Annotated in this window: 18 protein-coding genes; 7 read left to right on the forward strand and 11 right to left on the reverse strand. The window is 73.1% G+C overall.

Annotated elements, in window-relative coordinates:
- The first annotated feature begins 58 nt into the window (after positions 1 to 58).
- Together BLW47_RS09250 and BLW47_RS09255 are read left to right on the forward strand one after the other, a co-directional pair.
- Positions 59 to 1,204: a hypothetical protein gene (locus tag BLW47_RS09250; RefSeq protein WP_091554425.1), complete on the forward strand. Its 1,146-nt coding sequence runs from the start codon at positions 59 to 61 to the stop codon at positions 1,202 to 1,204.
- 40 nt (positions 1,205 to 1,244) lie between these two features.
- Complete coding sequence (locus BLW47_RS09255; RefSeq protein ID WP_091554428.1) at positions 1,245 to 2,183, forward strand: 3-methyladenine DNA glycosylase; 939 nt, start codon at positions 1,245 to 1,247, stop codon at positions 2,181 to 2,183.
- Here the strand turns inward: BLW47_RS09255 and arfB are convergent.
- From arfB to BLW47_RS09280, 5 genes are all read right to left on the reverse strand, one after another.
- Complete coding sequence (arfB, locus tag BLW47_RS09260; protein WP_091554433.1) at positions 2,122 to 2,550, reverse strand: alternative ribosome rescue aminoacyl-tRNA hydrolase ArfB; 429 nt, start codon at positions 2,548 to 2,550, stop codon at positions 2,122 to 2,124. The genes BLW47_RS09255 and arfB overlap by 62 nt on opposite strands.
- Before the next feature lie 68 nt (positions 2,551 to 2,618).
- A complete protein-coding gene (locus BLW47_RS09265; protein WP_091554437.1) occupies positions 2,619 to 3,542 on the reverse strand; it encodes a S1C family serine protease in 924 nt (307 codons plus the stop codon).
- Positions 3,543 to 3,562: 20 nt separating this feature from the next.
- Positions 3,563 to 4,525: a VWA domain-containing protein gene (locus tag BLW47_RS09270; RefSeq protein ID WP_091554441.1), complete on the reverse strand. Its 963-nt coding sequence runs from the start codon at positions 4,523 to 4,525 to the stop codon at positions 3,563 to 3,565.
- A gap of 2 nt (positions 4,526 to 4,527) precedes the next feature.
- A complete protein-coding gene (locus BLW47_RS09275; RefSeq protein ID WP_091554447.1) occupies positions 4,528 to 5,517 on the reverse strand; it encodes a DUF58 domain-containing protein in 990 nt (329 codons plus the stop codon).
- Complete coding sequence (locus BLW47_RS09280) at positions 5,514 to 6,536, reverse strand: AAA family ATPase (RefSeq protein WP_091554451.1); 1,023 nt, start codon at positions 6,534 to 6,536, stop codon at positions 5,514 to 5,516. The genes BLW47_RS09275 and BLW47_RS09280 overlap by 4 nt, the downstream gene beginning before the upstream one ends.
- 201 nt (positions 6,537 to 6,737) lie before the next feature.
- On the opposite strand from BLW47_RS09280, the gene BLW47_RS09285 reads away from it, so the two are divergent.
- Positions 6,738 to 7,727, forward strand: coding sequence for an endonuclease/exonuclease/phosphatase family protein (locus BLW47_RS09285; RefSeq protein WP_091554679.1), 990 nt, complete (start codon positions 6,738 to 6,740; stop codon positions 7,725 to 7,727).
- Between the two features lie 19 nt (positions 7,728 to 7,746).
- Here the strand turns inward: BLW47_RS09285 and cimA are convergent, their stop codons facing one another.
- Positions 7,747 to 9,345: a citramalate synthase gene (gene cimA / locus BLW47_RS09290; protein ID WP_091554681.1), complete on the reverse strand. Its 1,599-nt coding sequence runs from the start codon at positions 9,343 to 9,345 to the stop codon at positions 7,747 to 7,749.
- Positions 9,346 to 9,689: 344 nt separating this feature from the next.
- Between cimA and BLW47_RS09295 the strand changes: the two genes are divergently transcribed.
- Entirely contained in the window at positions 9,690 to 10,157 is a 468-nt protein-coding gene (locus tag BLW47_RS09295; protein WP_091554455.1) for a PRC-barrel domain-containing protein, read from the forward strand.
- A gap of 94 nt (positions 10,158 to 10,251) precedes the next feature.
- Positions 10,252 to 11,025, forward strand: a complete 774-nt coding sequence (locus BLW47_RS09300) for a tyrosine-protein phosphatase (protein ID WP_425435365.1) — start codon at positions 10,252 to 10,254, stop codon at positions 11,023 to 11,025.
- Here the strand turns inward: BLW47_RS09300 and BLW47_RS09305 are convergent.
- Positions 11,018 to 12,115: a branched-chain amino acid aminotransferase gene (locus tag BLW47_RS09305; protein ID WP_091554459.1), complete on the reverse strand. Its 1,098-nt coding sequence runs from the start codon at positions 12,113 to 12,115 to the stop codon at positions 11,018 to 11,020. The two genes, BLW47_RS09300 and BLW47_RS09305, sit on opposite strands and share 8 nt — an antisense overlap.
- 235 nt (positions 12,116 to 12,350) lie before the next feature.
- Positions 12,351 to 13,382, reverse strand: coding sequence for a 3-isopropylmalate dehydrogenase (locus BLW47_RS09310; RefSeq protein WP_091554461.1), 1,032 nt, complete (start codon positions 13,380 to 13,382; stop codon positions 12,351 to 12,353).
- Positions 13,383 to 13,602: 220 nt separating this feature from the next.
- Here BLW47_RS09310 and BLW47_RS09315 point away from each other — a divergent pair, with 220 nt between their 5' ends.
- Together BLW47_RS09315 and BLW47_RS09320 are read left to right on the forward strand one after the other, a co-directional pair.
- The gene (locus BLW47_RS09315; protein ID WP_091554464.1) at positions 13,603 to 14,463 is read left to right on the forward strand and encodes an FAD:protein FMN transferase; all 861 of its coding nucleotides are present in this window, start codon (positions 13,603 to 13,605) and stop codon (positions 14,461 to 14,463) included.
- 542 nt (positions 14,464 to 15,005) lie between these two features.
- On the forward strand, positions 15,006 to 15,365 hold the full coding sequence (locus tag BLW47_RS09320; RefSeq protein WP_091554466.1) for a hypothetical protein: 360 nt from the start codon (positions 15,006 to 15,008) through the stop codon (positions 15,363 to 15,365).
- A 124-nt stretch (positions 15,366 to 15,489) separates the two neighbouring features.
- Here BLW47_RS09320 and serA read toward each other — a convergent pair whose 3' ends face one another.
- The 3 genes from serA to ilvC form a co-directional block, all read right to left on the reverse strand.
- Positions 15,490 to 17,088 carry a phosphoglycerate dehydrogenase gene (gene serA, locus BLW47_RS09325; RefSeq protein WP_091554468.1) on the reverse strand — a complete coding sequence of 533 codons (1,599 nt, stop codon included), beginning with the start codon at positions 17,086 to 17,088 and terminating at the stop codon, positions 15,490 to 15,492.
- 279 nt (positions 17,089 to 17,367) lie between these two features.
- On the reverse strand, positions 17,368 to 18,594 hold the full coding sequence (gene mpgS, locus BLW47_RS09330) for a mannosyl-3-phosphoglycerate synthase (protein WP_342709068.1): 1,227 nt from the start codon (positions 18,592 to 18,594) through the stop codon (positions 17,368 to 17,370).
- A 123-nt stretch (positions 18,595 to 18,717) separates the two neighbouring features.
- The gene (gene ilvC / locus BLW47_RS09335; RefSeq protein ID WP_091554472.1) at positions 18,718 to 19,731 is read right to left on the reverse strand and encodes a ketol-acid reductoisomerase; all 1,014 of its coding nucleotides are present in this window, start codon (positions 19,729 to 19,731) and stop codon (positions 18,718 to 18,720) included.
- Between the last annotated feature and the right edge of the window lie 93 nt (positions 19,732 to 19,824).

The following is a 19,824-nucleotide window of genomic DNA, read 5'->3' on the forward strand; positions in this document are numbered from 1 at the left end:
CTTCGGGCACGGGGCCGACCACCGCGCCCTACCCTCGGGTGGGAGGCGAAAAAGAGTCATGTTCACCTCGTGCCAGCGCGCCGTAATCGCCGTCGTCGTCGGGTTCTCGTCCATCCTCGCCGCGCCGCAGCCGGCGCACGCGCAGCCCCAGACGGTGAGTCTGGGCATCAACAGCAGTGGGACGTTGTCGCCGAACTACCGCATCGAGGTGCGCAACTCCACCGCGAAACCGATCGACGTGACGGTCCGGCAGGAACTGCCGCGCGGCACCACCGTGACGACGACGAGCCCCGAGGCCCGCCCGAAGGAGGGCGAGGTGACCTGGCAGCTCAAGGCGCCGCCCCGGAGCAACACCACGCTGACCAGCTCGCTCACCCACTCCGGCGGCAGCACCCTGTTCTCGCCCGCCTGCGCGTACGAGCGCGACGGCAGCCGGCCCTACTCCTGCGCCACGGCGGCCTGGACCCCGCCGCCGGACATCACCCCGCGACACGCCCCGCCCTGGTGGCAGCAGCCGCGGACCCTGACCATCATCGGGGCCTCGGCGCTCGTCGGCCTCACCCTGCTCTGGGGGCTCGTGGCGGTGGCGCGCCGGTGGCGGCGACGCGCGGCCGGCCGGTCCCGCATCGGCCCGACCACCCGCGCGCCGATCCGGGGCCTGGCACCGCCGCCCGCACCGCGTCGACGTCGTCGCCCGCCCGCGGTCGTCGTGCTCGCCTTCACCCTGCTGCTGCTCGCCCTCACCGGGGCGCTCGGCACCCGCGCGGTGGTGGCCGGCGCGGACACCATCCAGCTGGCGCGGCAGCAGACGGGCTGGGTCGGCAACCAGACCTCCGGCCCGGTCGGGGCGGCGCTGCGGGAGGACTCGTTCGAGTTCACCGTCTACCGCATCGGGTGCCAGCAGGTCGGCCCCGGAACGCGGCGCTGCATCGCCACCGTCGGCGTGCACAACGCCAGCGGCAAGGACGGGCACTGGCACGCCGGCCTGCAGCGCGCCTACCTGCCGACGGGCAGCTGGGTCAGCACCGATGAGGCGGCGACCCGGGAGGCCAACAAGGGCCGGGACATGTTCGCCGAACCGCTCGCCGCCGGGCAACGGCTACTCTTCCCGCTCGCCTTCACCGTCACCAGCGAACTGCTCCCCACCCGGATCGAGCTGCGCAGCGGCGCGTTCAACGCCGGCGTCAGCGTGACCCCCGTCTGAGCCCGGCGGCCGGCGACCCGGCCGCCCGTACCCTGGACGGATGACCGCGCCGACCCCCCACCCCCGCGCCGTGCTCGCCGCGGCCATCTGGCGCGCGCGCCGGGAGGCGCACGAGCGCACCGTGGACGCGTGGCTGACCCCGCACCTGCAGCGGCGGCGCACGGGCCGGAAGCACCCGGTGGAGGACTTCCTCTTCACCTACTACTCCCACCGCCCCGCCCAACTGCGCCGCTGGCACCCCGGCGCGGGGGTGCTGCTCGCGGACGCGACGCCGGACGAGTTCGGCCGCGACTACCGGGCCGTCGCCGGCGGGGTCGAGCTGGACACGACAGCGGTGCTGGGGCGCCGCGCCGAAGCGGTGAGCTGGATCCGGGCCCTGCTGGCGCACACCGCGGCCCGCAACGCCCACTTCGGATGCTTCGGGATGCACGAGTGGGCGATGGTCTACCGGCAGACCCCGGACGAGGTACGGCACAACGCCTGGCCGCTGCGGCTGGACCCGGAGCAGACGGCGCGGACCGTCGAGCAGAACCGAATCCGGTGCAGCCACTTCGACGCGTACCGCTTCTTCACGGCGCCCGCCCGGCCGCTGAACCTCCTCTCCCCCACCCGCGAGGCACAGCTCGACAACGAGCAGCCGGGTTGTCTACACGCCAACATGGACCTCTACAAGTGGGCGTACAAGCTCTCGCCGCTGGTGCCGAGCGAGCTGGTCGCGGAGGCGTTCGCGCTGGCGCGGGAGATCCGGACGCTCGACATGCGGGCCTCCCCGTACGACCTGTCGGCGCTGGGCTACCCGGCGGTGCGGGTCGAGACCCCGGAGGGGCGTGCGGAGTACGCCGCCGCGCAGCGGGACTTCGCCGAGCGGGCCGCCCCGCTGCGCGCCCGCCTGATCGAGGCGATCGACCGACTGCCGGTCACTCGTCCCGCACCCGACCGCGACTCTGCTTCAGCTGCGACTGCCGCCGTTTCGCGGTGAGCCGCCGCTCCTTCGCCGCGCGGCTCGGCTTGGTGGGACGACGCGGCGGGGGCGGCGGCGCGGCCGCGTCGCGCAGCAGGGCGGCGAGCCGGGCGCGGGCGGCCTCGCGATTGGCGAGCTGCGCACGGTGCTCGCTGGCGGTCACGGTGAGCACGCCGTCGACCAGCCGGCCGGCGAGCCGCTCGACGATCCGGTTGCGCAGCGACTGCGGCAGGGCGCCGGAAGCGACGACGTCGAAGCTCAGCTCCACCCGCGAATCCGTGGTGTTCACGCCCTGACCACCCGGACCGGAGGACCGGGAGAAGCGTTCGCGCAGCTCGCCGGCGGGGATCACCAGCCGCTCGGTCACGCGTAGGTCCTCGGCCACGTCTCGAGGTTAGTGCCCGATCGTCCCGGTCCGCGCGGGCATTTCGCGTCGCCCGGCCGCCGCGCGGATCACCCGCCGCGGCGGATCAGCCGATCGGCGACCTGTTCGGCGCGCTCGATCGGGATCGCGAACCCGATGCCGATGTTGCCGCTGCCCTCCAGGGTGGCGATCGCGGTGTTCACCCCGATCACCTCGCCGCGGGCGTTGACCAGCGGCCCGCCGGAGTTGCCCGGGTTGATGGAGGCGTCGGTCTGCACCGCCGACTGCCGGCCGCCGTTGCCGAGCCGCACCTGCCGGTCCAGCGCGCTGACGATGCCGGCGGTCACCGTTCCGGAGAGGCCGAGCGGCGAGCCGACCGCGAGCACCGGCTCCCCCACCCGGGTGCTGCGGGGCTGCGCCAACGGCAGCGGCCGCAGGCCGGCCGACGACGGCACCCGGAGCACGGCGATGTCGCTGCCCGGATCCCGCCCGACGACCTCGGCGGGCAGCCGCCGGCCGTCCGGACCCACCACGGTGACCGCGCCGCCCCCGCCCGACCCACCGCCGCCGGCCGCGGCCGTCCCCCCGGCGAGGATGTGGTCGTTCGTGATGATGTGCTGCCGGTCGTCGATGGCGAACCCGGAGCCGCCGGCCATGCCGTTGCCCGTCCCGACCTGCACCGAGACGACTCCGGGCAGCGCCTGCGCGGCGGCGTTGACCAGGTCGGCGGGGACACCGGCGGCGGCGCTCGAGGGTGACGGGCTGGCCGCTGCCCGGACGGCCGCCGGGCCGGCGTAGTCCGCCACGTAACCGCCGGCGAGTCCGCCGGACACGGTGGAGAGCGCGACCACGGCGACCGCGGCGAGCAGCCGGCGCCGCCATCGCGCGCCCGTGGCCGTCGCCGCGGCCGCCGGCTCCGGGCCGTACCCGCCGGGGCGCAGCGCGGGATCGAGCTCGGGCGAGACGAACCGCGGCCCGCGCGGTTCGCCGAGGCCGGAAGGGGTGGTGGTCATCGCAGCTCCGTCAACAGGTGTCAGGGCAGACGGGAGAACCACAGCATCGAGCCGCTCGCCGCGGCCACGCCCAGCAGCAACCCCACGCCGATGAACCGGTCGGAGATGTCCTGGCGTTCGGTGCGGTACCCCACCGACGTGCCGATGTTGTCGTAGACCTTCCGAAGTTCCTCGCTGCTGCCCGCCTCGTGGTAGCCGCCGCCGGTCTGCGCGGCCACCGCCCGCAGGCTGTCGCCGTCCACCGGCACCCGCAGCGGGCGCCCACCGCCCTGGTTGATGTAGCCGGCGGGGGTGCCGAAGGAGATGGTGTCGACCGGCACCTTCGCCTCGGTCGCGTCGCTCGCCGCCGACTCCGGATCGCGACCCGAGGTGTTCGCGCCGTCGGAGAGCAGCACGATCCGGGACGGCGGCGGATCCTGGGCGGCCTTGGCGTCCAGCGAACGGATCGCCTCCAGCGAGGTGTTGATCGCCTCGCCGATCGCGGTGCCCTGGGTGCCGGTCACCCCCTCGGTCAGCCGGTCGATGCCGGCGTCCAGCGTCTCCCGGTTGGTGTCCGGCGCCACCAGCACCGAGGCGTTCCCCGCGAAGGCGACCAGCCCCACGTTGAACTGCTTCGGCAGGTCGTCGACGAACCCGTGCGCCGCCGACTTCGCCGCCGACAGCCGGTTCGGTGACACGTCGGTGGCGAGCATCGACGTGGACACGTCGACCGCGACCATGACCGTGGCGCGCTCCCGGGCCACCCGTACGTCGGCGGTGGGGCGGGCGAAGCCGACCACCAGCAGCGACAGCATGCCCAGGAACAGTCCGGCCGGCAGGTGCCGGCGCCAGGCCGGCACCCGCGGCGCCACCCGGTCCAGCAGCCGCAGGTTGGTGAAGCGCACGGCGTACCGGCTGCGGCGGCGCTGCAGGAACAGGTACGCCCAGAGCAGCCCGAGCACCCCGATCAGTAGCCAGAGCCGGTACGGCGACTCCCAGGACATGCTCATGTCGCACCTCCGCACGCCGTCCCGGCCGGGGCGGCGCCGGCCAGCCGCCGTTGGACGTGGACGTGCCGGACGATGTCGGCGACCCAGTCCCGGTCCGTCCGCAGCGCCAGGTGCGCCGCGCCGGCCCGGCGCAACGCCCCCGCCACACTGCGGCGCTGTCCGGCGGCCGCCGCCGCGAAGCGCTCGCGCAGCCGCGCGTCCCCGGTCGCGACCTCCCGCCGCAGCCCGGTCTCCGGGTCCACCAGTGTGATCAATCCGACGTCCGGCAGCTCCAGCTCGCGCGGATCGGTGATCTCCACCGCGAGCACCTGGTGCCGCGCGCCGAGCCGGCGCAGCGGCTTCTCCCACTCCGGTTCCGCGTCCTCGGTCTCGCCGACGCCGTCGAGGAAGTCCGAGACCACGACGGCCAGGCCGTGGCGCGACGCCGCGCGGTTCAGCCCGTCGATCCCGGCCGCCAGCGACGGCGGCGGGCCGCCGTCGGCGCCGCGCGGCGCCGACAGCACCGTCCGCAACAGCCCCAGCAGGTGGTCGCGGCCGGCGCGCGGCGGGAACCGTCGCACCGTCTGGGCGCCGAGCAGGTGTACGCCGATCCGGTTGCCGACCCCGGCGGTGAGGAAGCCGATCGCCGCCAGCGCCGCGACCGCGAGTTCCCGCTTTTCCACCTCGGCGGTGCCGAAGTCCATGCTCGGCGTCGAGTCCACCAGCGCCCAGGTGCTCAGCTCCCGGTCCGCGTCGACCTCGCGCACGTGCGGCACCGCCGTGCGCGCGGTGACGGCCCAGTCCATCCGGCGCACCTCGTCCTCGCCGGGGCGGTACTCCCGGCTGCCGGCCGGTTCGCTGCCGGCGCCGGGGAGCAGGCCGATGTGCTGCCCGTGCAGCAGGCCGTCGAGCCGCCGGGTGACGGCCAGTTCCAGCCGGCGCAGCCGGTGCTCGGGCGCCAACTCGGGCAGGCCGGCGTACCCGATGTCGTCCGTTCCGACGGTCATGCCGCGGCCAGGCCCACCGCGCGTCCGTCCCGGTCGGCCACCCGCGGCGGCGGCACCGCCTGAACCAGTCGGCGCACGATCGACTCCGCGGAGACCCCCTCGGCGACCGCGTCGAAGGAGAGCACGAGCCGGTGGGCGAGGACGTCCACGGCCAGCTCCTGCACGTCGTCGGGGAGCACGTAGTCGCGTCCCCGCAGCAGGGCCAGGCCACGGGCGGCGGCCACCAGTCCGAGGGTGGCGCGCGGGCTCGCCCCGTACGCCAGCTGCGGCGCGATCGCCGCGAGCCCGAACCGTTCGGGGCGGCGGGTGGCCAGCACCAGCCGGACGACGTACTCGGCGAGCGCGTGGTGCACGAAGACGCTGCGCGCCCGGGCCTGCAGCGCCCGCAACCGCTCCGGGTCGAGGACCTGCACGGCCTGCGGCGGTTTGGTCCCCATCCGGTAGAGGATTCCCAGCTCCTCCTCCTCGCTCGGATAGTCCACGACCACCTTCATCAGGAATCGGTCCCGTTGCGCCTCCGGCAGCTGGTAGACCCCCTCCGACTCGATCGGGTTCTGCGTCGCGACCACCAGGAACGGGTCGGGCACCGGATACGTCCGCCCCCCGATCGAGACCTGCCGCTCCGCCATCGCCTCCAGCAGCGCGGACTGCACCTTGGCGGGCGCCCGGTTGATCTCGTCGGCGAGCACCAGGTTCGCCATCACCGGGCCGAGCTCCACGTCGAAGCTCTCCGAGGACGCGCGGTAGATCCGGGTGCCGACGATGTCGGAGGGCACCAGGTCGGGGGTGAACTGGATGCGCGCGAAGTCGCCGCCGACCGTGGTCGCCAGGGTCTGCGCGGCCAGCGTCTTCGCGATGCCGGGCACCCCTTCGAGGAGGCAGTGCCCGTCGGCCAGCAGCGCGGTCAGCAGCCGCTCGACGAGCCGCTCCTGCCCCACGATCACCCTGCTGACCTCGCCCTGCGTCTGCTGCAGTTCGCTCGCGGTCGCGACCGTCCTGGCCGGTGCGGGCGTGACCATGTCAGCTCCCCTCGATCGAACGCGTGGTGGCGGTCCAGGCCCGAGCGCGGCGGGGCCGGGCGCCCGTCGGGGTTGCCCGCTAATCGGCGGGTCTAACGCGCCGCGCCGCAGGGAAGGGGGCCGGCGATCGCTCGTCGGTGTGGGAAGCGACCCTTCCGGATGGGACGGTGCGGCTACCGTGCCCGGATGAGCGTGGAAACGATGACGGAGACGCCGGCGGCGGTCGCGCCGCGGCGGTCGCGGGCCCTGACCGGGCTCTGTTGGCTGCTCGCCGTGCCCGGGCTGCTCTGGGCGCTGGTGCGGCTGTTCGGTCTGGAACGCGGCCCGCTGGTGCAGCTCGTCGCGTTCACGCCGTACGTCGCGGGGTGGTCGCTGATGCCCCCGCTGATCGCGCTCGCGCTGCGCCGCTGGTGGCCGGCTTCGGTCGCCGGCGTCGCCGCGCTGGCGCTGCTCGGCGTGGTGGCGCCGCGCGCGCTGCCCGCCGACGCGCCGCGCGGGGCGGGGCCGACGCTGCGGATCGCGACCGCCAATGTGCTGGCGGGCGACGGCGACGCGGCCGCGCTGATACGCCTGGTCCGCGCGGAGCGCGTCGACGTGCTGGCGGTGCAGGAGTTCACCCCGGAGACCCGGGCGGCGCTGGACCGGGACGGCCTAGGCGAGCTGCTGCCGCACCGGCAGCTCAACCCGGAGGTGGGCACGACCGGGTCGGCGCTCTACGCCCGCTTCCCCCTCAGCGACACCGGCATCCGCCGCAACCCCGGTTTCTTCGGCTTCACCCAGGCGTACGCCACGGTCGCGGTGCCGGGCGCCCCGCCGGTGCTCGTGGAGTCCGCGCACCCGTCCGCGCCGTTCTCGCTGGCGATGCTGCCGGACTGGTTCGCCGACCTGCGCGCGCAGCCCCGCGCCACCCCGGACGGACCGCTGCGGATCCTCGCCGGGGACTTCAACGCGACGCTCGACCACGCGCCGCTGCGCGCCCTGCTGGACAGCGGGTACGTGGACGCGGCGGCCGCGGCCGGGCAGGGTCTGGTCGGCACGTGGGGCCCGTACGACGGGGATCTCATCCCGCCGGTCACCATCGACCACGTGCTCGTCGACCGACGGGTCGCGGTGCGGACCGTCTCGGTGCACCCGGTGCCCGGCAGCGACCACCGCGCGGTGGTCGCCGAGCTCACCCTCCCCGGCGCATGAGCCGCGGACACCGACGGTCTCACGTGGTCGTGGGCGTCTTGGCCAGCCCGTAGGTGAGCGCGTCCACCAGCGCGTGCCAGCTCGCCTCGACGACGTTCTCGTGCACGCCCACGGTGGTCCAGTCCCGGCCCTGCTGTGCGGCGGTCTCCACCAGGACCCGGGTGACCGCGCCGGTGCCGTGGCTCCCCTCCAGGATCCGCACCTTGTAGTCGGCCAGCTCGAAGCCGGCCAGCTCGGGGTAGTGCCGGGACAGCGCCACCCGCAGCGCCTCGTCCAGGGCGTTGACCGGGCCGTTCCCCTCGGCGGTGGCGATCACGCGCTCGCCGCGTACCCGGACCTTCACGGTGGCCTCGGAGACCACCGCACCGTCCTCGCGGTGCTCGACGATCACCCGGTACGACTCCAGCGCGAACGGCCGGGTGGTCACCGCGCCGGTCTCCGCGGCCAGCTCGGCCCGCACGAGCAGCTCGAACGACGCGTCCGCGGCCTCAAAGGACCAGCCGCCCGCCTCCAGCTCCTTGACGCGCTTGGTGACCCGGGACAGCGCGTCCGGATGGCCGGCCAGGTCCAGACCGAGTTCGCGACTCTTGAGCTCGATGCTGGCCCGACCGGCCATCTCGGTGACGAGGATCCGCATGTCGTTGCCGACCACGGCGGGGTCGACGTGGTTGTAGAGCACCGGATCCACTTTGATCGCGCTCGCGTGCAGCCCGGCCTTGTGGGCGAAGGCGGCGGCCCCGACGTACGCCTGGTGGGTGTCGGGGGCGATGTTGGCGATCTCGGCGATGGCGTGCGAGACGCGCACCATCTGTTCCAGGCACCCGTCCGGTAGGACGGGGAGCCCGAGCTTGAGCTGGAGGTTGCCGACGACGGCGAAGAGGTCTGCGTTGCCGGGCCGCTCGCCGTAGCCGTTGGCGGTGGCCTGGAAGTGCCGGACGCCGGCCTCGACGGCGGCCACGGTGTTGGCCACGGCGCAGGCGGTGTCGTTCTGGCAGTGGATGCCGAGCCGGTCCGGCGTCACGCCGAGCCGGTCGACCAGCTCGCCGATCGCGGCGGTCACCCGGGACGGCAGCATTCCGCCGTTGGTGTCGCACATGACGACGACCTCGGCCCCGGCCTCGAGCGCCGCGGCGGTGACCTCGCTGGTGTACGCGGGGTCGAAGCGGTAGCCGTCGAAGAAGTGCTCGCAGTCGAGGAAGACCCGCCGCCCCTCGGCGACGAAGTGGGCGACGGTGTCGCGCACCATGGCTAGGTTCTCGGCCGGCGTGGTGCGCAGGGCGCGCTCGACGTGCCGGATGTCGGACTTGGCGACCAGGCAGACGGCGGCGGTCTCCGCGTCGAGCAGGGCGCGCACCTGCGGGTCGTCGGCGACGGCGACGCCGGCCTTGCGGGTCGCGCCGAAGGCGACGAGGATCGCGTGCCGCAGGTTGAGCTCGGTGCGCGCGCGGCGGAAGAACTCGGTGTCCTTGGGCATCGCGCCCGGCCAGCCGCCCTCGATGAAGCCCACCCCGAAGTCGTCCAGCAGCCGCGCGACCGCCAGCTTGTCGACGACCGAGTAGCTGATCCCCTCACGCTGTGCCCCGTCGCGCAGCGTCGTGTCGTACACCTGGAACGTCATCGCCAATTCCTCTCTCGACCTGCGACCTTCTCGCGGGACCAACAAAAAGACCCCCCGGCGGATGCGGGAGGTCGGCGCGCTCGGCGTGAGGGGGCCGGCGCGCTAGGTGCCAATAATGAGTACGAGTCGGGTCACGGAGAGTACTTTGCCATCCCCGACCGAGCTACGGGAAGACGTGTCCACATATTGGAAAGTGAACCCGGTCATGCCGGGCAGGCCGCCGCGACGACCTGCGAAAACGCCACACTTACAACGATCTTCAATTTTTGCGTGTAGTGCTCATGCGCGTCGGGTAGCGAAACGGACGACAGAGCAGTCGATGTCGAGAAGAGGAGTGAAAGCCAATGGACCGGCTCGACCCTCAGACGACCCCGTACCAGACGCCGGATCCCCTGACCCCCGACGGTCAGGGCACCTTCGCCGGCGCGACTCCGGCCCAGAGCTTCGACCCGTGGCGCTACCGCGACGACGCCGACGTCACCGGCGGCGACGTGGCGGGCTACAAGGTCGAGGCGACCGACGGCGGGATTGGCAAGATCGACAGCGCCAGTCACGACGTCAACGCCAGCTACCTGGTGGTCGACACCGGGCCGTGGATCTTCGGCAAGAAGGTGCTGTTGCCGGCCGGCGTGGTCAACCACGTCGACCACGCGGACCGGAAGGTGTACGTGGACCGGAGCAAGGACCAGATCAAGGCGGCTCCGGAGTACGACGACACCGCCGTGACCGATCCGGCGTACCGGGACAAGCTCGGTGGCTACTACGGCGGCACGTACGGCGCACCGGGCTCGACGCTCCCCCCGACCGCCTAACGGCGAGGGGGTGTCACGACGGCCGGCGGGGCCTGGGCCCCGCCGGCCGTTCGCACACGTCCCACCGATTTCCGGTTCGTCGCGGCCCGCTACCGTGTCGATCGTGGATGCCTCCGCCGGGACCCGGACCCTCGCCTTCGCCACCCTGTTCAACTTCCGCGACGTCGGCGGGTACGCCGGGCTCGACGGGCGGACGGTGCGGTGGCGCCGGCTCTACCGGTCGGACTCGCTGCACCGCATCGACGACGCCGACCGCGAGGCCTTCGGAGCGCTCGGCGTACGCACGGTCATCGACCTGCGCCGCCCGCACGAGGTGACGGCGTACGGCCGGGTGCCCGCCTACGACGGACTCGACTACCGGCACGTCCACCTGGTGCACCAGGAGTGGCTCGAGATTCCGTACGAGGAGCGGCAGGGGCCGGCGCGGTATCTGGCCGACCGCTACCACGACCTCGCGGAGCAGGCGGCCGAGGGGATCGCCGACGCCCTCACGGTCATCGCGGACGAGATGAGCGCCCCCGCCGTGGTGCACTGCGCCGCCGGCAAGGACCGGACCGGGGTGATCTGCGCGCTCACGCTGTCGCTGCTCGGCGTGGCGGACGAGGTGATCGCCGAGGACTACGCGCTGAGCACGGCGGCGGCGGACCGCTTCACCGCCTGGCTGCGCCAGCAGTATCCGGACCGGCCGCCGGCGCCCGAGCCGTTCTTCTCCAGCCCAGCGCGCGCGATGCTGACCTTCCTCGGCGAACTGCGCGAACGGCACGGCTCGATCGAGAACTACGTGACCGACGCCGGCCTGCCCACCGAACGGATCGCCGCGCTCCGCGCCCACCTGCTCACCGACCCGACGCCCCGAGCGGTCAGCTGACGCGGTAGACCCAGCCGTTGGGGTCCTCGCCGCGGCCGCGCTGCAGGTCGACCAGGATCTGCCGGAGCCCCATCGTGGTCTCGCCGGGGCCGCCGTCCGCGATCGTGAACGACCCGTCCGGGAAGCGCACCTGGCCGATCGGGGTGATGACCGCCGCGGTCCCGCACGCGAACGCCTCGCGCAGCCGCCCGCTTTCCGCGTCGGCGCGCCACTCGTCGAAGCTGATCGGCCGCTCCACGACGGTCCGCCCCTGCTGCCGGGCGAGCGTGATCACCGAGTCGCGGGTGATGCCGGGGAGGATCGTGCCGGTCAACGGCGGGGTGACGAGCGTGCCGTCGTCGTAGACGAAGAACACGTTCATCCCGCCGAGCTCGTCGACGTAGCGCCGCTCCACCGCGTCCAGGAAGACCACCTGGTCGCAGCCGTGCTCCATCGCCTCGGCCTGCGCCACCAGCGAGGTGGCGTAGTTGCCACCGCACTTGGCCGCCCCGGTGCCGCCGGGGGCGGCACGGGTGTAGTGCGGCGAGACCCAGACGTTGACCGGCTTGACGCCGCCGGAGAAGTACGAGCCGACGGGCGAGGCGATGACGACGTAGAGGTATTCCATGGCCGGGCGCACCCCGAGGAAGACCTCGCTGGCGTACATGAACGGGCGCAGGTAGAGGCTGCCGTCCTCGCCGGTCGGGATCCAGTCGCGGTCGATCGTGATGAGCTGCCGCAGCGACTCGAGGAACGCCGCCTCGGGCAGCGGCGCCATCGCCATCCGCTCGGCGGAGGCGGCGAAGCGCGCCGCGTTGGCCTGCGGCCGGAACATCGTCACGCCCCCGTCGGCGGCGTGGTACGCCTTCAGCCCCTCGAAGATCTCCTGCGCGTAGTGCAGCACGGCGGTCGCCGGGTCCATCGGGATCGGCGCGCGCGCCTCGACCCGGGCGTCGTACCACCCCTTGCCCTCGGCGTACCGGATCGTGACCATGTGGTCGGTGAAGATTCGGCCGAATCCGGGGTTGGCCAGCAGAGCGGCGCGCTCGGCGGCGGGTACCGGCTGAAGATTCGGACGAATCTCGAAGTCGAGCTTGTCACCACCGCTCATCGCGCTGACCTCCGATAACAGAAGCGGATGCGCCGTCGCCACCGCGACGACCCTGCTGTGGACGTGCCGTCGCTGCTGCGACGACCCTGCTGCGACGACCTGCTGTGAAGTCGTGCCTGAAACTTACCCCGAACGTTCGTTCAGAGGGAGGCCGCACACCGGCGCGGCGCACGGCGGCGCGGCCCCGTGTCGACGATGCCACGCGGCGTACCGGCGCCGCCGGGACGATGCGCGATCAGCGCGCGGCGTGCGCGGCGAGCCGGTCGCCGACCTCGGCGGTGCGCAGCGGCGCGCCCGGCGTCCGGGCGGCGAGTTCGGCCGCGACCGCCTCGGTTACTCGCTGGGCCGCTTCGGCGTGGCCGAGGTGGTCGAGCAGCAGCGCCGCGGAGAGCACGGCGGCGGCCGGGTCGGCGATGCCCTTGCCGGCGATGTCCGGCGCGGAGCCGTGCACCGGCTCGAACATCGACGGGTACGCCCGCTCCGGGTTGATGCAGCCGCTGGCCGCCATGCCGATGCCGCCGGTGACCGCGGCCGCGATGTCGGTGAGGATGTCGCCGAAGAGGTTGTCGGTCACCACCACGTCGTAGCGCTGCGGCTGGGTGACCATGAACATCGCGGCGGCGTCGACGTGCTGGTACTCGGTGCTGACGTCGGGGAACTCGGCCTTGACCGCGTCGAACGCGCGCGCCCAGAGCGAGCCGGCGTGGGTCAGCACGTTCGTCTTGTGCACGAGCGTGACCTTGCGGCGCTCCCGCCGCTGCGCCCGGGCGAACGCGTCCCGGATCACCCGCTCCACGCCGTGCCGGGTGTTCAGGCTCTCCTCGGTGGCGACCTCGGCCGGGGTGTCCCGGTGCAGCGTGCCGCCGGCGCCGGCGTAGAGCCCCTCCGTGCCCTCGCGGACCACCACGAAGTCGATCTCGCCGGGCTTGACGGCGGCGAGCGGGCTCGTCGTGCCGGGCCAGAGCCGCGACGGACGCAGGTTCACGTACTGGTCGAAGGCGAAGCGGAGCTTGAGCAGCAGCCCCCGCTCGAGGACGCCCGGCGGCACCGACGGGTCGCCGACGGCGCCGAGCAGGATCGCGTCGTGCCCGGCCAGCTCGGCGAGGACCGAGTCCGGCAGCACCTCGCCGGTGCGGTTGTAGCGCGCGGCGCCCAGGTCGTACTCGGTCGCCTCCACGCCGGGCAGCACCGCGTCGATCACCTTACGGGCCTGCGCGGTCACCTCGGAGCCGATGCCGTCACCGGCCACCACCGCGATCCGCGCCACCGACACGTCGAACTCCTCCGCTACGAGCTGCTGTTGTTGAGGGAACGTTAGGCGATCGTCCCGATTCGCGGTACGCGAGTCCCACGATACGGACCGTGATGCCGGCTGGGCCGCGTTAACCGGCTCACAGTGGGTTCGCAGCCAGCTGTCACCGCCCGCTCATCTGCACCCCCTACCGTGTGTAGCGAGCGGCAGGGGGGCCGGCGGAAGGGGTCGAGAGATGCTGGCACGCGGGACCACCCGGACCAGACGCGGCACCCACCCGGCGTACGCCGCCGACGCCCGGTTCCGCCCGGACCTGCGCATCGGCCCCGGCGGCGTGGAACGCACCGGGAACCCGCCCGCCCCCGGCCGCGGCGACCGGGTGATCGTCCGACACGCCGTGCACACCTCGGCCGCCGACTACCTGCTGATGTTGATCGCTCCGGAGCCCATGTCGCGCCGGGGGCTCGGCGAGGCGATCGCCGACGCGGTGGCCGAGCTGCGCGCGATCGACGTGACGTACAGTCCGCTGCGTCGCACCAGCCTGGTGGCGCTGCTGCGCCGCGGCGAGGTGGCGCCGGAGGCGTACCCGCCGCTGGCCGACATCGTCGCGCGGTGCGACGCGATGCGCGCCGCCACCGACGGCTGGTTCGACGCATGGGCCGTGCCGGGCGGGTTCGACCCGAGCGGCCTGCTCAAGGGTTGGGCGGTCGAGCGGGCGGCGGCGCGGTTGCGCGCCGCGGGGATCTCCGACTACGCCGTGGTCAGCGGCGGGGATCTGACGGTACGCGGACACGCGCCGCACGGTGGACCGTGGCGCGTCGCCGTGCACGACCCGCGGGGGCGCGACGCTCGCCCGACCGTGCTGGCGCTGACGGAGGGCGCGATCGGCACCTCGGGGATGGCCGGGCGACGTGGACACGTGGTCGACCCGCATACCCGGACCACCGTCGACCAGCAGCGCGCCGCGATCGTGACCGGCCCCGACCTCGCGATCGCCGACGGGTACGCGACGGCGCTCTGCGCCGCCGGCCCGGCCGGCCTCCCCTGGTTCCCCACCCGGGACGGTTACCGCGCGCTCTTCGCGCCGCCGCGCTGACCCTGCGAGCGATCCGGGGCCCCCGGCTGTCCACGCCGTCGCGTCGAACGCGACCATCACTGCGCCGCCGCGTCGAACGCGACCATCACTGCGCCGTCGCGTCGAACGCGACCATCACTGCGCGCTTTGCTTTGCTCTGCTTACCTCACGGAGACGCCCACCGTCCGGTATCCGGGCGCTGGGCGTCTCCTCCGGGTAAGCAGAGCAAAGGTCGCGGCGCGACTGTTGACTGTGGCGCACGGGCTAGCGGTTCCGGCCGGGGCGGGGCTCGGCGGCGGCGGGAAACGATCGGCCCCCGCGGGCTCGGCAAGGGCTCGCGGGGGCCGGTCACAGCAAGTGCGCGCGGTTCGCGCACACCGGGGGGCGCGGGCACTCGTCCGACGCGGGACAGCGTCACCCGAAGACGTGTCCACACCGGACAACTCGCTGAGTGACCCGGCGAACACGCTATCGATCCCGGTCGGGCCGTGCAAGAGCCACTTTGGTTGCATGTCGGCAGGGCAGGTGGTGTCACGCGACGTCCGGATGGCACGCTGTCCGCCGTGAGTTTCGATCTGGTCGTGTGGGCCATGGACCATGGGTCCACCTCAGCGGACGTGCAGGCGGCGCACGAGCTGTGCCGACAGGGTGAACATGTGGACGGCGAACCCGACCGGCGGATCGCGGCGTTCTACACGGAGCTGACCGCCGCCTACCCCGACCGCGGCCCGGCCGCCGGAGCACCGGAGTCGCCGTGGGCGGTCGACCCGCTGCACGTCGCGACCGACCACGTGGAGATGCGGCTCCGTCCCGCCTGCGCCGACGAGGTGCTGCTCACCATCGAACGGCTCGCTGGCGAGCACGGCCTGCTCCTGCTCGACCCGCAGGACGGCTCGGTCTACCCCCCGCCGGCCCGGGTCTGACGCCGGCCGCGTCGGGCGCGAACGGCCGAAGGGCCCCGCGCCGGCCGCGTCGGGCGCGAACGGCGAAGGGCCCCGCGCCGGCCGCCGGAGCGGTCGACGCGGAGCCCTCCCGCGAACGTGTCGGCTACTCCTCGCGCAGGTCCGCGGCGCTGGCCGCGACCGCGCCGATCGCGTCGGCCGCCGACGTCAGCAGCTCCACCGCGATCGCCGAGTCCACCGTCAGCGTCATCAGCGCCTCACCGCCGGCCTCCCGACGGGCCACCTGCATGGCGGCGATGTTCACGCCGGTCTCGCCGAGGATCGACCCGACGGTGCCGACGACGCCGGGGCGGTCGGCGTACCGGAAGAACAGCAGGATGCCCTCGGCGCCGAGCTCCAGGTCGAAGCCGTCGACCTCGGTGAGCCGGACGGCCTCCCGGGCGCCGGTGTTGACGACGGTGCCGGAGACGCTGACCGTGCGCCCGTCGGGCAGCGCGCCCCGCAGCGTGACCAGGTTGGGGTGGTCGGTCGTGTCGGCGTGCGTGACCAGCTCCACCTCGACCCCCCGGTCGGCGGCGAGGTGCGGCGCGTTGACGTAGGTGACCTGCTCCTCGACCACGGAGGCGAACAGCCCCTTGGTGGCGGCGAGCTTCAGCACGGAGACGTCGTTGGCGACGATCTCGCCGCGCACCTCGACGGTCACGCTGGCGGCGACCCCACCGGCGACGGCGGTGAAGACCTTGCCGAGCTTCTCGGCGAGCGGCAGCAGCGGCCGCACGTCCTCGGCGACCACGCCGCCGGCCTGGACGTTGACCGCGTCCGGCACGAACTCGCCCTGCAGCGCGAGTTTGACGCTCTTGGCGACCGCGAGGCCGGCCTTGTCCTGCGCCTCGTTCGTGGAGGCGCCCAGGTGCGGCGTGGCGACCACGTTGTCGAAGACGAACAGCGGCGAGGCGGTGCAGGGCTCCTTCGCGTACACGTCGATGCCGGCACCGGCGACCCGGCCCTCGGCGATCGCGTCCGCCAGGGCCTGCTCGTCGACGAGGCCACCGCGCGCGGCGTTGATGATCCGCACACCCGGCTTGACGATCGCCAGCTCCTTGGCGCCGATCAGGCCGACGGTCTCCGGCGTCTTCGGCAGGTGGATGGAGATGAAGTCGGCCTCGCGCAGCAGCTCCTCCAGGCCGACGAGGCGCACGCCGAGCTGGGCCGCGCGGGCCGGCTGCACGTACGGGTCGTACGCGATCAGACGGGTGCCGAAGGCGGCGATGCGCTGCGCGAAGAGCACGCCGATCCGGCCGAGCCCGACGACGCCGACGGTCTTGCCCTGGAGCTCCACGCCGGTGTACTTCGAGCGCTTCCACTCGCCGGCCTTGAGCGCGGCGCTCGCGCTGGCGGTGTTGCGGGCGACGGCGAGCAGCAGCGCGACCGCCTGCTCGGCGGCGGAGACGATGTTGGAGGTCGGGGCGTTGACCACCATTACGCCACGCGCGGTGGCGGCGGGGACCTCGACGTTGTCGAGGCCGACGCCGGCGCGCGCGACGACCTTCAGCCGCGGGGCGGCCGCGATCGCCTCGGCGTCGATCTGGGTGGCGCTGCGCACGATGACCGCGTCGGCCTCGGCCAGCGCGGCGAGCAGGGCCGGACGGTCGGTGCCGTCGACGTGACGAACGTCGAAGTCGTGCGCGAGCACGTCGATGGCGGCGGGGGCGAGCTCTTCGGCGATCAGTACGACAGGATTCATCGGTCCTCGCAGTGGTCTGTGGCGAGTGTCTGCGGCGCAAGTGGGCGCCGCTCTGCGCCCTACGCTCCCCCACCCGGTGGTCCCGGCGGTGCGGCTGCTGCCTACCCGCCGATCGTATTCGCCGCCGCCGGTACCGCGCTCCCGACCCCCCGCGTGAGTGCCCTCACAGACCGGACTTAACCACCGTTCGTCCGCGTGCCGACCGGCCCTCTCATGGCCGCCGTCACACCTGTTGATCGCCGTCCGAACGCCGCAATCTCCCGCATCGCGGGACGAGTGCTAGGCGGGACGGGCGGCCAGCGCGCCCGCGCCGATCTCGCGGAACGTCTCCGCCTCGGGAAGCGCGTCGAAGAGCAGATCGAACGCGAGCGACCCGACCGGCGGATAGATCCGCTCGCGGGGCGGCTCGGCGGACGCCGACAACGCCCCCTGCCCGGTCAGGAAATCGACGATCGCGCTCCGCACCGCCGGCAGCGCCACCGGCGAGTGGTAGACCACGTTCAGCGCCTGGGTGCGCATCCCGCGTACGTGATCCTCGCCCTTGTTCTCGTGGAAGTGCGGGTTGCGGGTCTCCACCTGCAGCACGGGCACCGAACTCGCCATCACCTCGGGGTGCGCGCTCTCCAGCACCCCGCCGAACTGCTCGAAGAGATCGACGTAGTGGAAGGGCTCCACCGCGAAGCCGCCGGCCAGTCGCAGTCGCATCCCGAGCGCGAGGCTGAGCGCGTGTTCCCCGGCGTTGCCGGTGGCGATCACGTCGGTGCCGAAGCCGGAGTACTCGGCGACGAGCCGGTTGAGGAACGCGTTGGTGATCTCCGAGCTGCGGCCCCGCCGGCTGAAGAACAGACGCCCGTCGCGGACCTTCGGCTTGGAGTGCCAGGAGATCCGCACCATCGCGTACGGACTGTCCGCCAGGTGCAGGCCGGCCGCGTACACCTTGCAGTATTCGTGCACCGCGCCCGGCACGTAGTTGTCGGCGTCGACGTAGCCGACGTACCGGCGGCCGGTCAGCGCGGCGAGCGCCATGCCGATCAGCATCGCCTCACCCTTGCCCCGGCGGACCAGCCCGTCGTCGTCGATGAGCTCCGGCATGCCGGCGGCCTTCATCGCGGCGGCCAGCCCCGGATCGCGCTGGTGCACGGTGATCGCGGGGCGGCCGGCCAGCCGGCAGAACTGCTCCACCGTCTGCGCCTCGATCTCATAGCGGTCCACCGGATAGCGGTCGCTGTTCGAGACCAGGACGATCAGACAGTCGTGCGGAATCCCCGAGAGGACGCCTTCAATCACCCTGCGTGTCTCATTCATGCACGGAATGACGATTACCAATTCGCGCTCGATGGCGCGGAGCGCGTCCTGCGGTATTGCGTCGCTTCCGGAATCCCCCGCACCAGCGCCGGAGTCCAGCTCGATCACGCGCTGAAGCTCATGGATGCGAACGGCACCGAAGCGTTCGGTGCGGTACGAGTGCTCCAGACGCATGGCCCGGACACTACCCGAGCACACCATTAATCGCCCATTACGCGCGTTAAAACCACGTTGCACGGCCGGCCCGGCAATGCGATTCCGCGCCGCGAAAAAAGGCGTCCGGGGCGCGATGCACGCACCCCGGACGCCGTAGCGGTACGACCGTCAGGCGGTCTCGGTGATCGGGCGGTCGACCCAGCTCATCATGTCGCGCAGCTTCTTGCCGGTCTGCTCGATCGGGTGCGCGGCGCCCTGCTCGCGGAACTTGGTCAGCGCCGGCCGGCCCGCCTCGTCATCCTCGATGAGCTCGCGGGTGAACTGGCCCGACTGGATCTCGGCCAGGATCTTGCGCATCTCCTCCTTGGTCCGGGCGTCGACGACGCGCGGGCCGCGGGTGTAGTCGCCGAACTCGGCGGTGTCGGAGATGCTGTAGCGCATCCGCTGGATGCCGCCCTCGTACATCAGGTCCACGATCAGCTTCAGCTCGTGCAGGCACTCGAAGTACGCGATCTCCGGGGCGTAGCCCGCCTCGGTGAGCACCTCGAACCCGGTCTGCACCAGCGCCGCGGCGCCGCCGCAGAGCACTGCCTGCTCGCCGAAGAGATCCGTCTCGGTCTCCTCCTTGAACGTGGTCCTGATGACGCCGGCCCGGGTGCCGCCGATGCCCTTCGCGTACGACAGGGCCAGCGCGAGCGCGTTGCCGCTGGCGTCCTGCTCGACCGCGACCAGCGCCGGCACGCCCTTGCCGTCGACGTACTGGCGGCGGACCAGGTGACCCGGGCCCTTCGGCGCCACCATCGCGACGTCGACGTCGGCCGGGGGCTGGATGAGGCCGTACCGGATGTTGAGGCCGTGCCCGAAGAACAGGGCCTTGCCGGCGGTGAGGTTCGGCGCGATCGCCTCGGCGTAGAGCGAGCGCTGCGCGGTGTCCGGCGCGAGCACCATGATCACGTCGGCCCAGGCGGACGCCTCGGCCGGCGTCAGCACCCGCAGCCCCTGCTCCTCCGCCTTCGCGCGGCTCTTCGAGCCCTCCGGCAGGCCGATCACGACCTCGACGCCGGAGTCGCGCAGCGAGAGCGAGTGCGCGTGGCCCTGGCTGCCGTAGCCGAGCACCGCGACCTTCTTGCCCTGGATGATGGCGAGGTCGGCGTCGTCGTCGTAGAACACCTCAGCGGTCATGACTTCCCTTTCCTGCGACGGCCACCCCGGCCGCCGTCGTTGTGCGGCACACAGTGCCGCGGGCGTTGGGTTGCGCGGCACTGTCTGCCGGCC

It is taken from the genome of Micromonospora pattaloongensis, from assembly GCF_900107255.1.
Classification (GTDB): Bacteria; Actinomycetota; Actinomycetes; order Mycobacteriales; family Micromonosporaceae; genus Micromonospora_I; species Micromonospora_I pattaloongensis.

Excerpts from the sequence above, each read along its gene's own strand:
- BLW47_RS09250 (WP_091554425.1), top strand. The coding sequence starts at position 59 with ATGTTCACCTCGTGCCAGCGCGCCGTAATCGCCGTCGTCGTCGGGTTC.
- BLW47_RS09255 (WP_091554428.1), top strand. The coding sequence starts at position 1,245 with ATGACCGCGCCGACCCCCCACCCCCGCGCCGTGCTCGCCGCGGCCATC.
- BLW47_RS09265 (WP_091554437.1), bottom strand. The coding sequence starts at position 3,542 with ATGACCACCACCCCTTCCGGCCTCGGCGAACCGCGCGGGCCGCGGTTC.
- BLW47_RS09270 (WP_091554441.1), bottom strand. The coding sequence starts at position 4,525 with ATGTCCTGGGAGTCGCCGTACCGGCTCTGGCTACTGATCGGGGTGCTC.
- BLW47_RS09275 (WP_091554447.1), bottom strand. The coding sequence starts at position 5,517 with ATGACCGTCGGAACGGACGACATCGGGTACGCCGGCCTGCCCGAGTTG.
- BLW47_RS09280 (WP_091554451.1), bottom strand. The coding sequence starts at position 6,536 with ATGGTCACGCCCGCACCGGCCAGGACGGTCGCGACCGCGAGCGAACTG.
- BLW47_RS09285 (WP_091554679.1), top strand. The coding sequence starts at position 6,738 with ATGACGGAGACGCCGGCGGCGGTCGCGCCGCGGCGGTCGCGGGCCCTG.
- cimA (WP_091554681.1), bottom strand. The coding sequence starts at position 9,345 with ATGACGTTCCAGGTGTACGACACGACGCTGCGCGACGGGGCACAGCGT.
- BLW47_RS09295 (WP_091554455.1), top strand. The coding sequence starts at position 9,690 with ATGGACCGGCTCGACCCTCAGACGACCCCGTACCAGACGCCGGATCCC.
- BLW47_RS09305 (WP_091554459.1), bottom strand. The coding sequence starts at position 12,115 with ATGAGCGGTGGTGACAAGCTCGACTTCGAGATTCGTCCGAATCTTCAG.
- BLW47_RS09315 (WP_091554464.1), top strand. The coding sequence starts at position 13,603 with ATGCTGGCACGCGGGACCACCCGGACCAGACGCGGCACCCACCCGGCG.
- serA (WP_091554468.1), bottom strand. The coding sequence starts at position 17,088 with ATGAATCCTGTCGTACTGATCGCCGAAGAGCTCGCCCCCGCCGCCATC.
- mpgS (WP_342709068.1), bottom strand. The coding sequence starts at position 18,594 with ATGGTGTGCTCGGGTAGTGTCCGGGCCATGCGTCTGGAGCACTCGTAC.
- ilvC (WP_091554472.1), bottom strand. The coding sequence starts at position 19,731 with ATGACCGCTGAGGTGTTCTACGACGACGACGCCGACCTCGCCATCATC.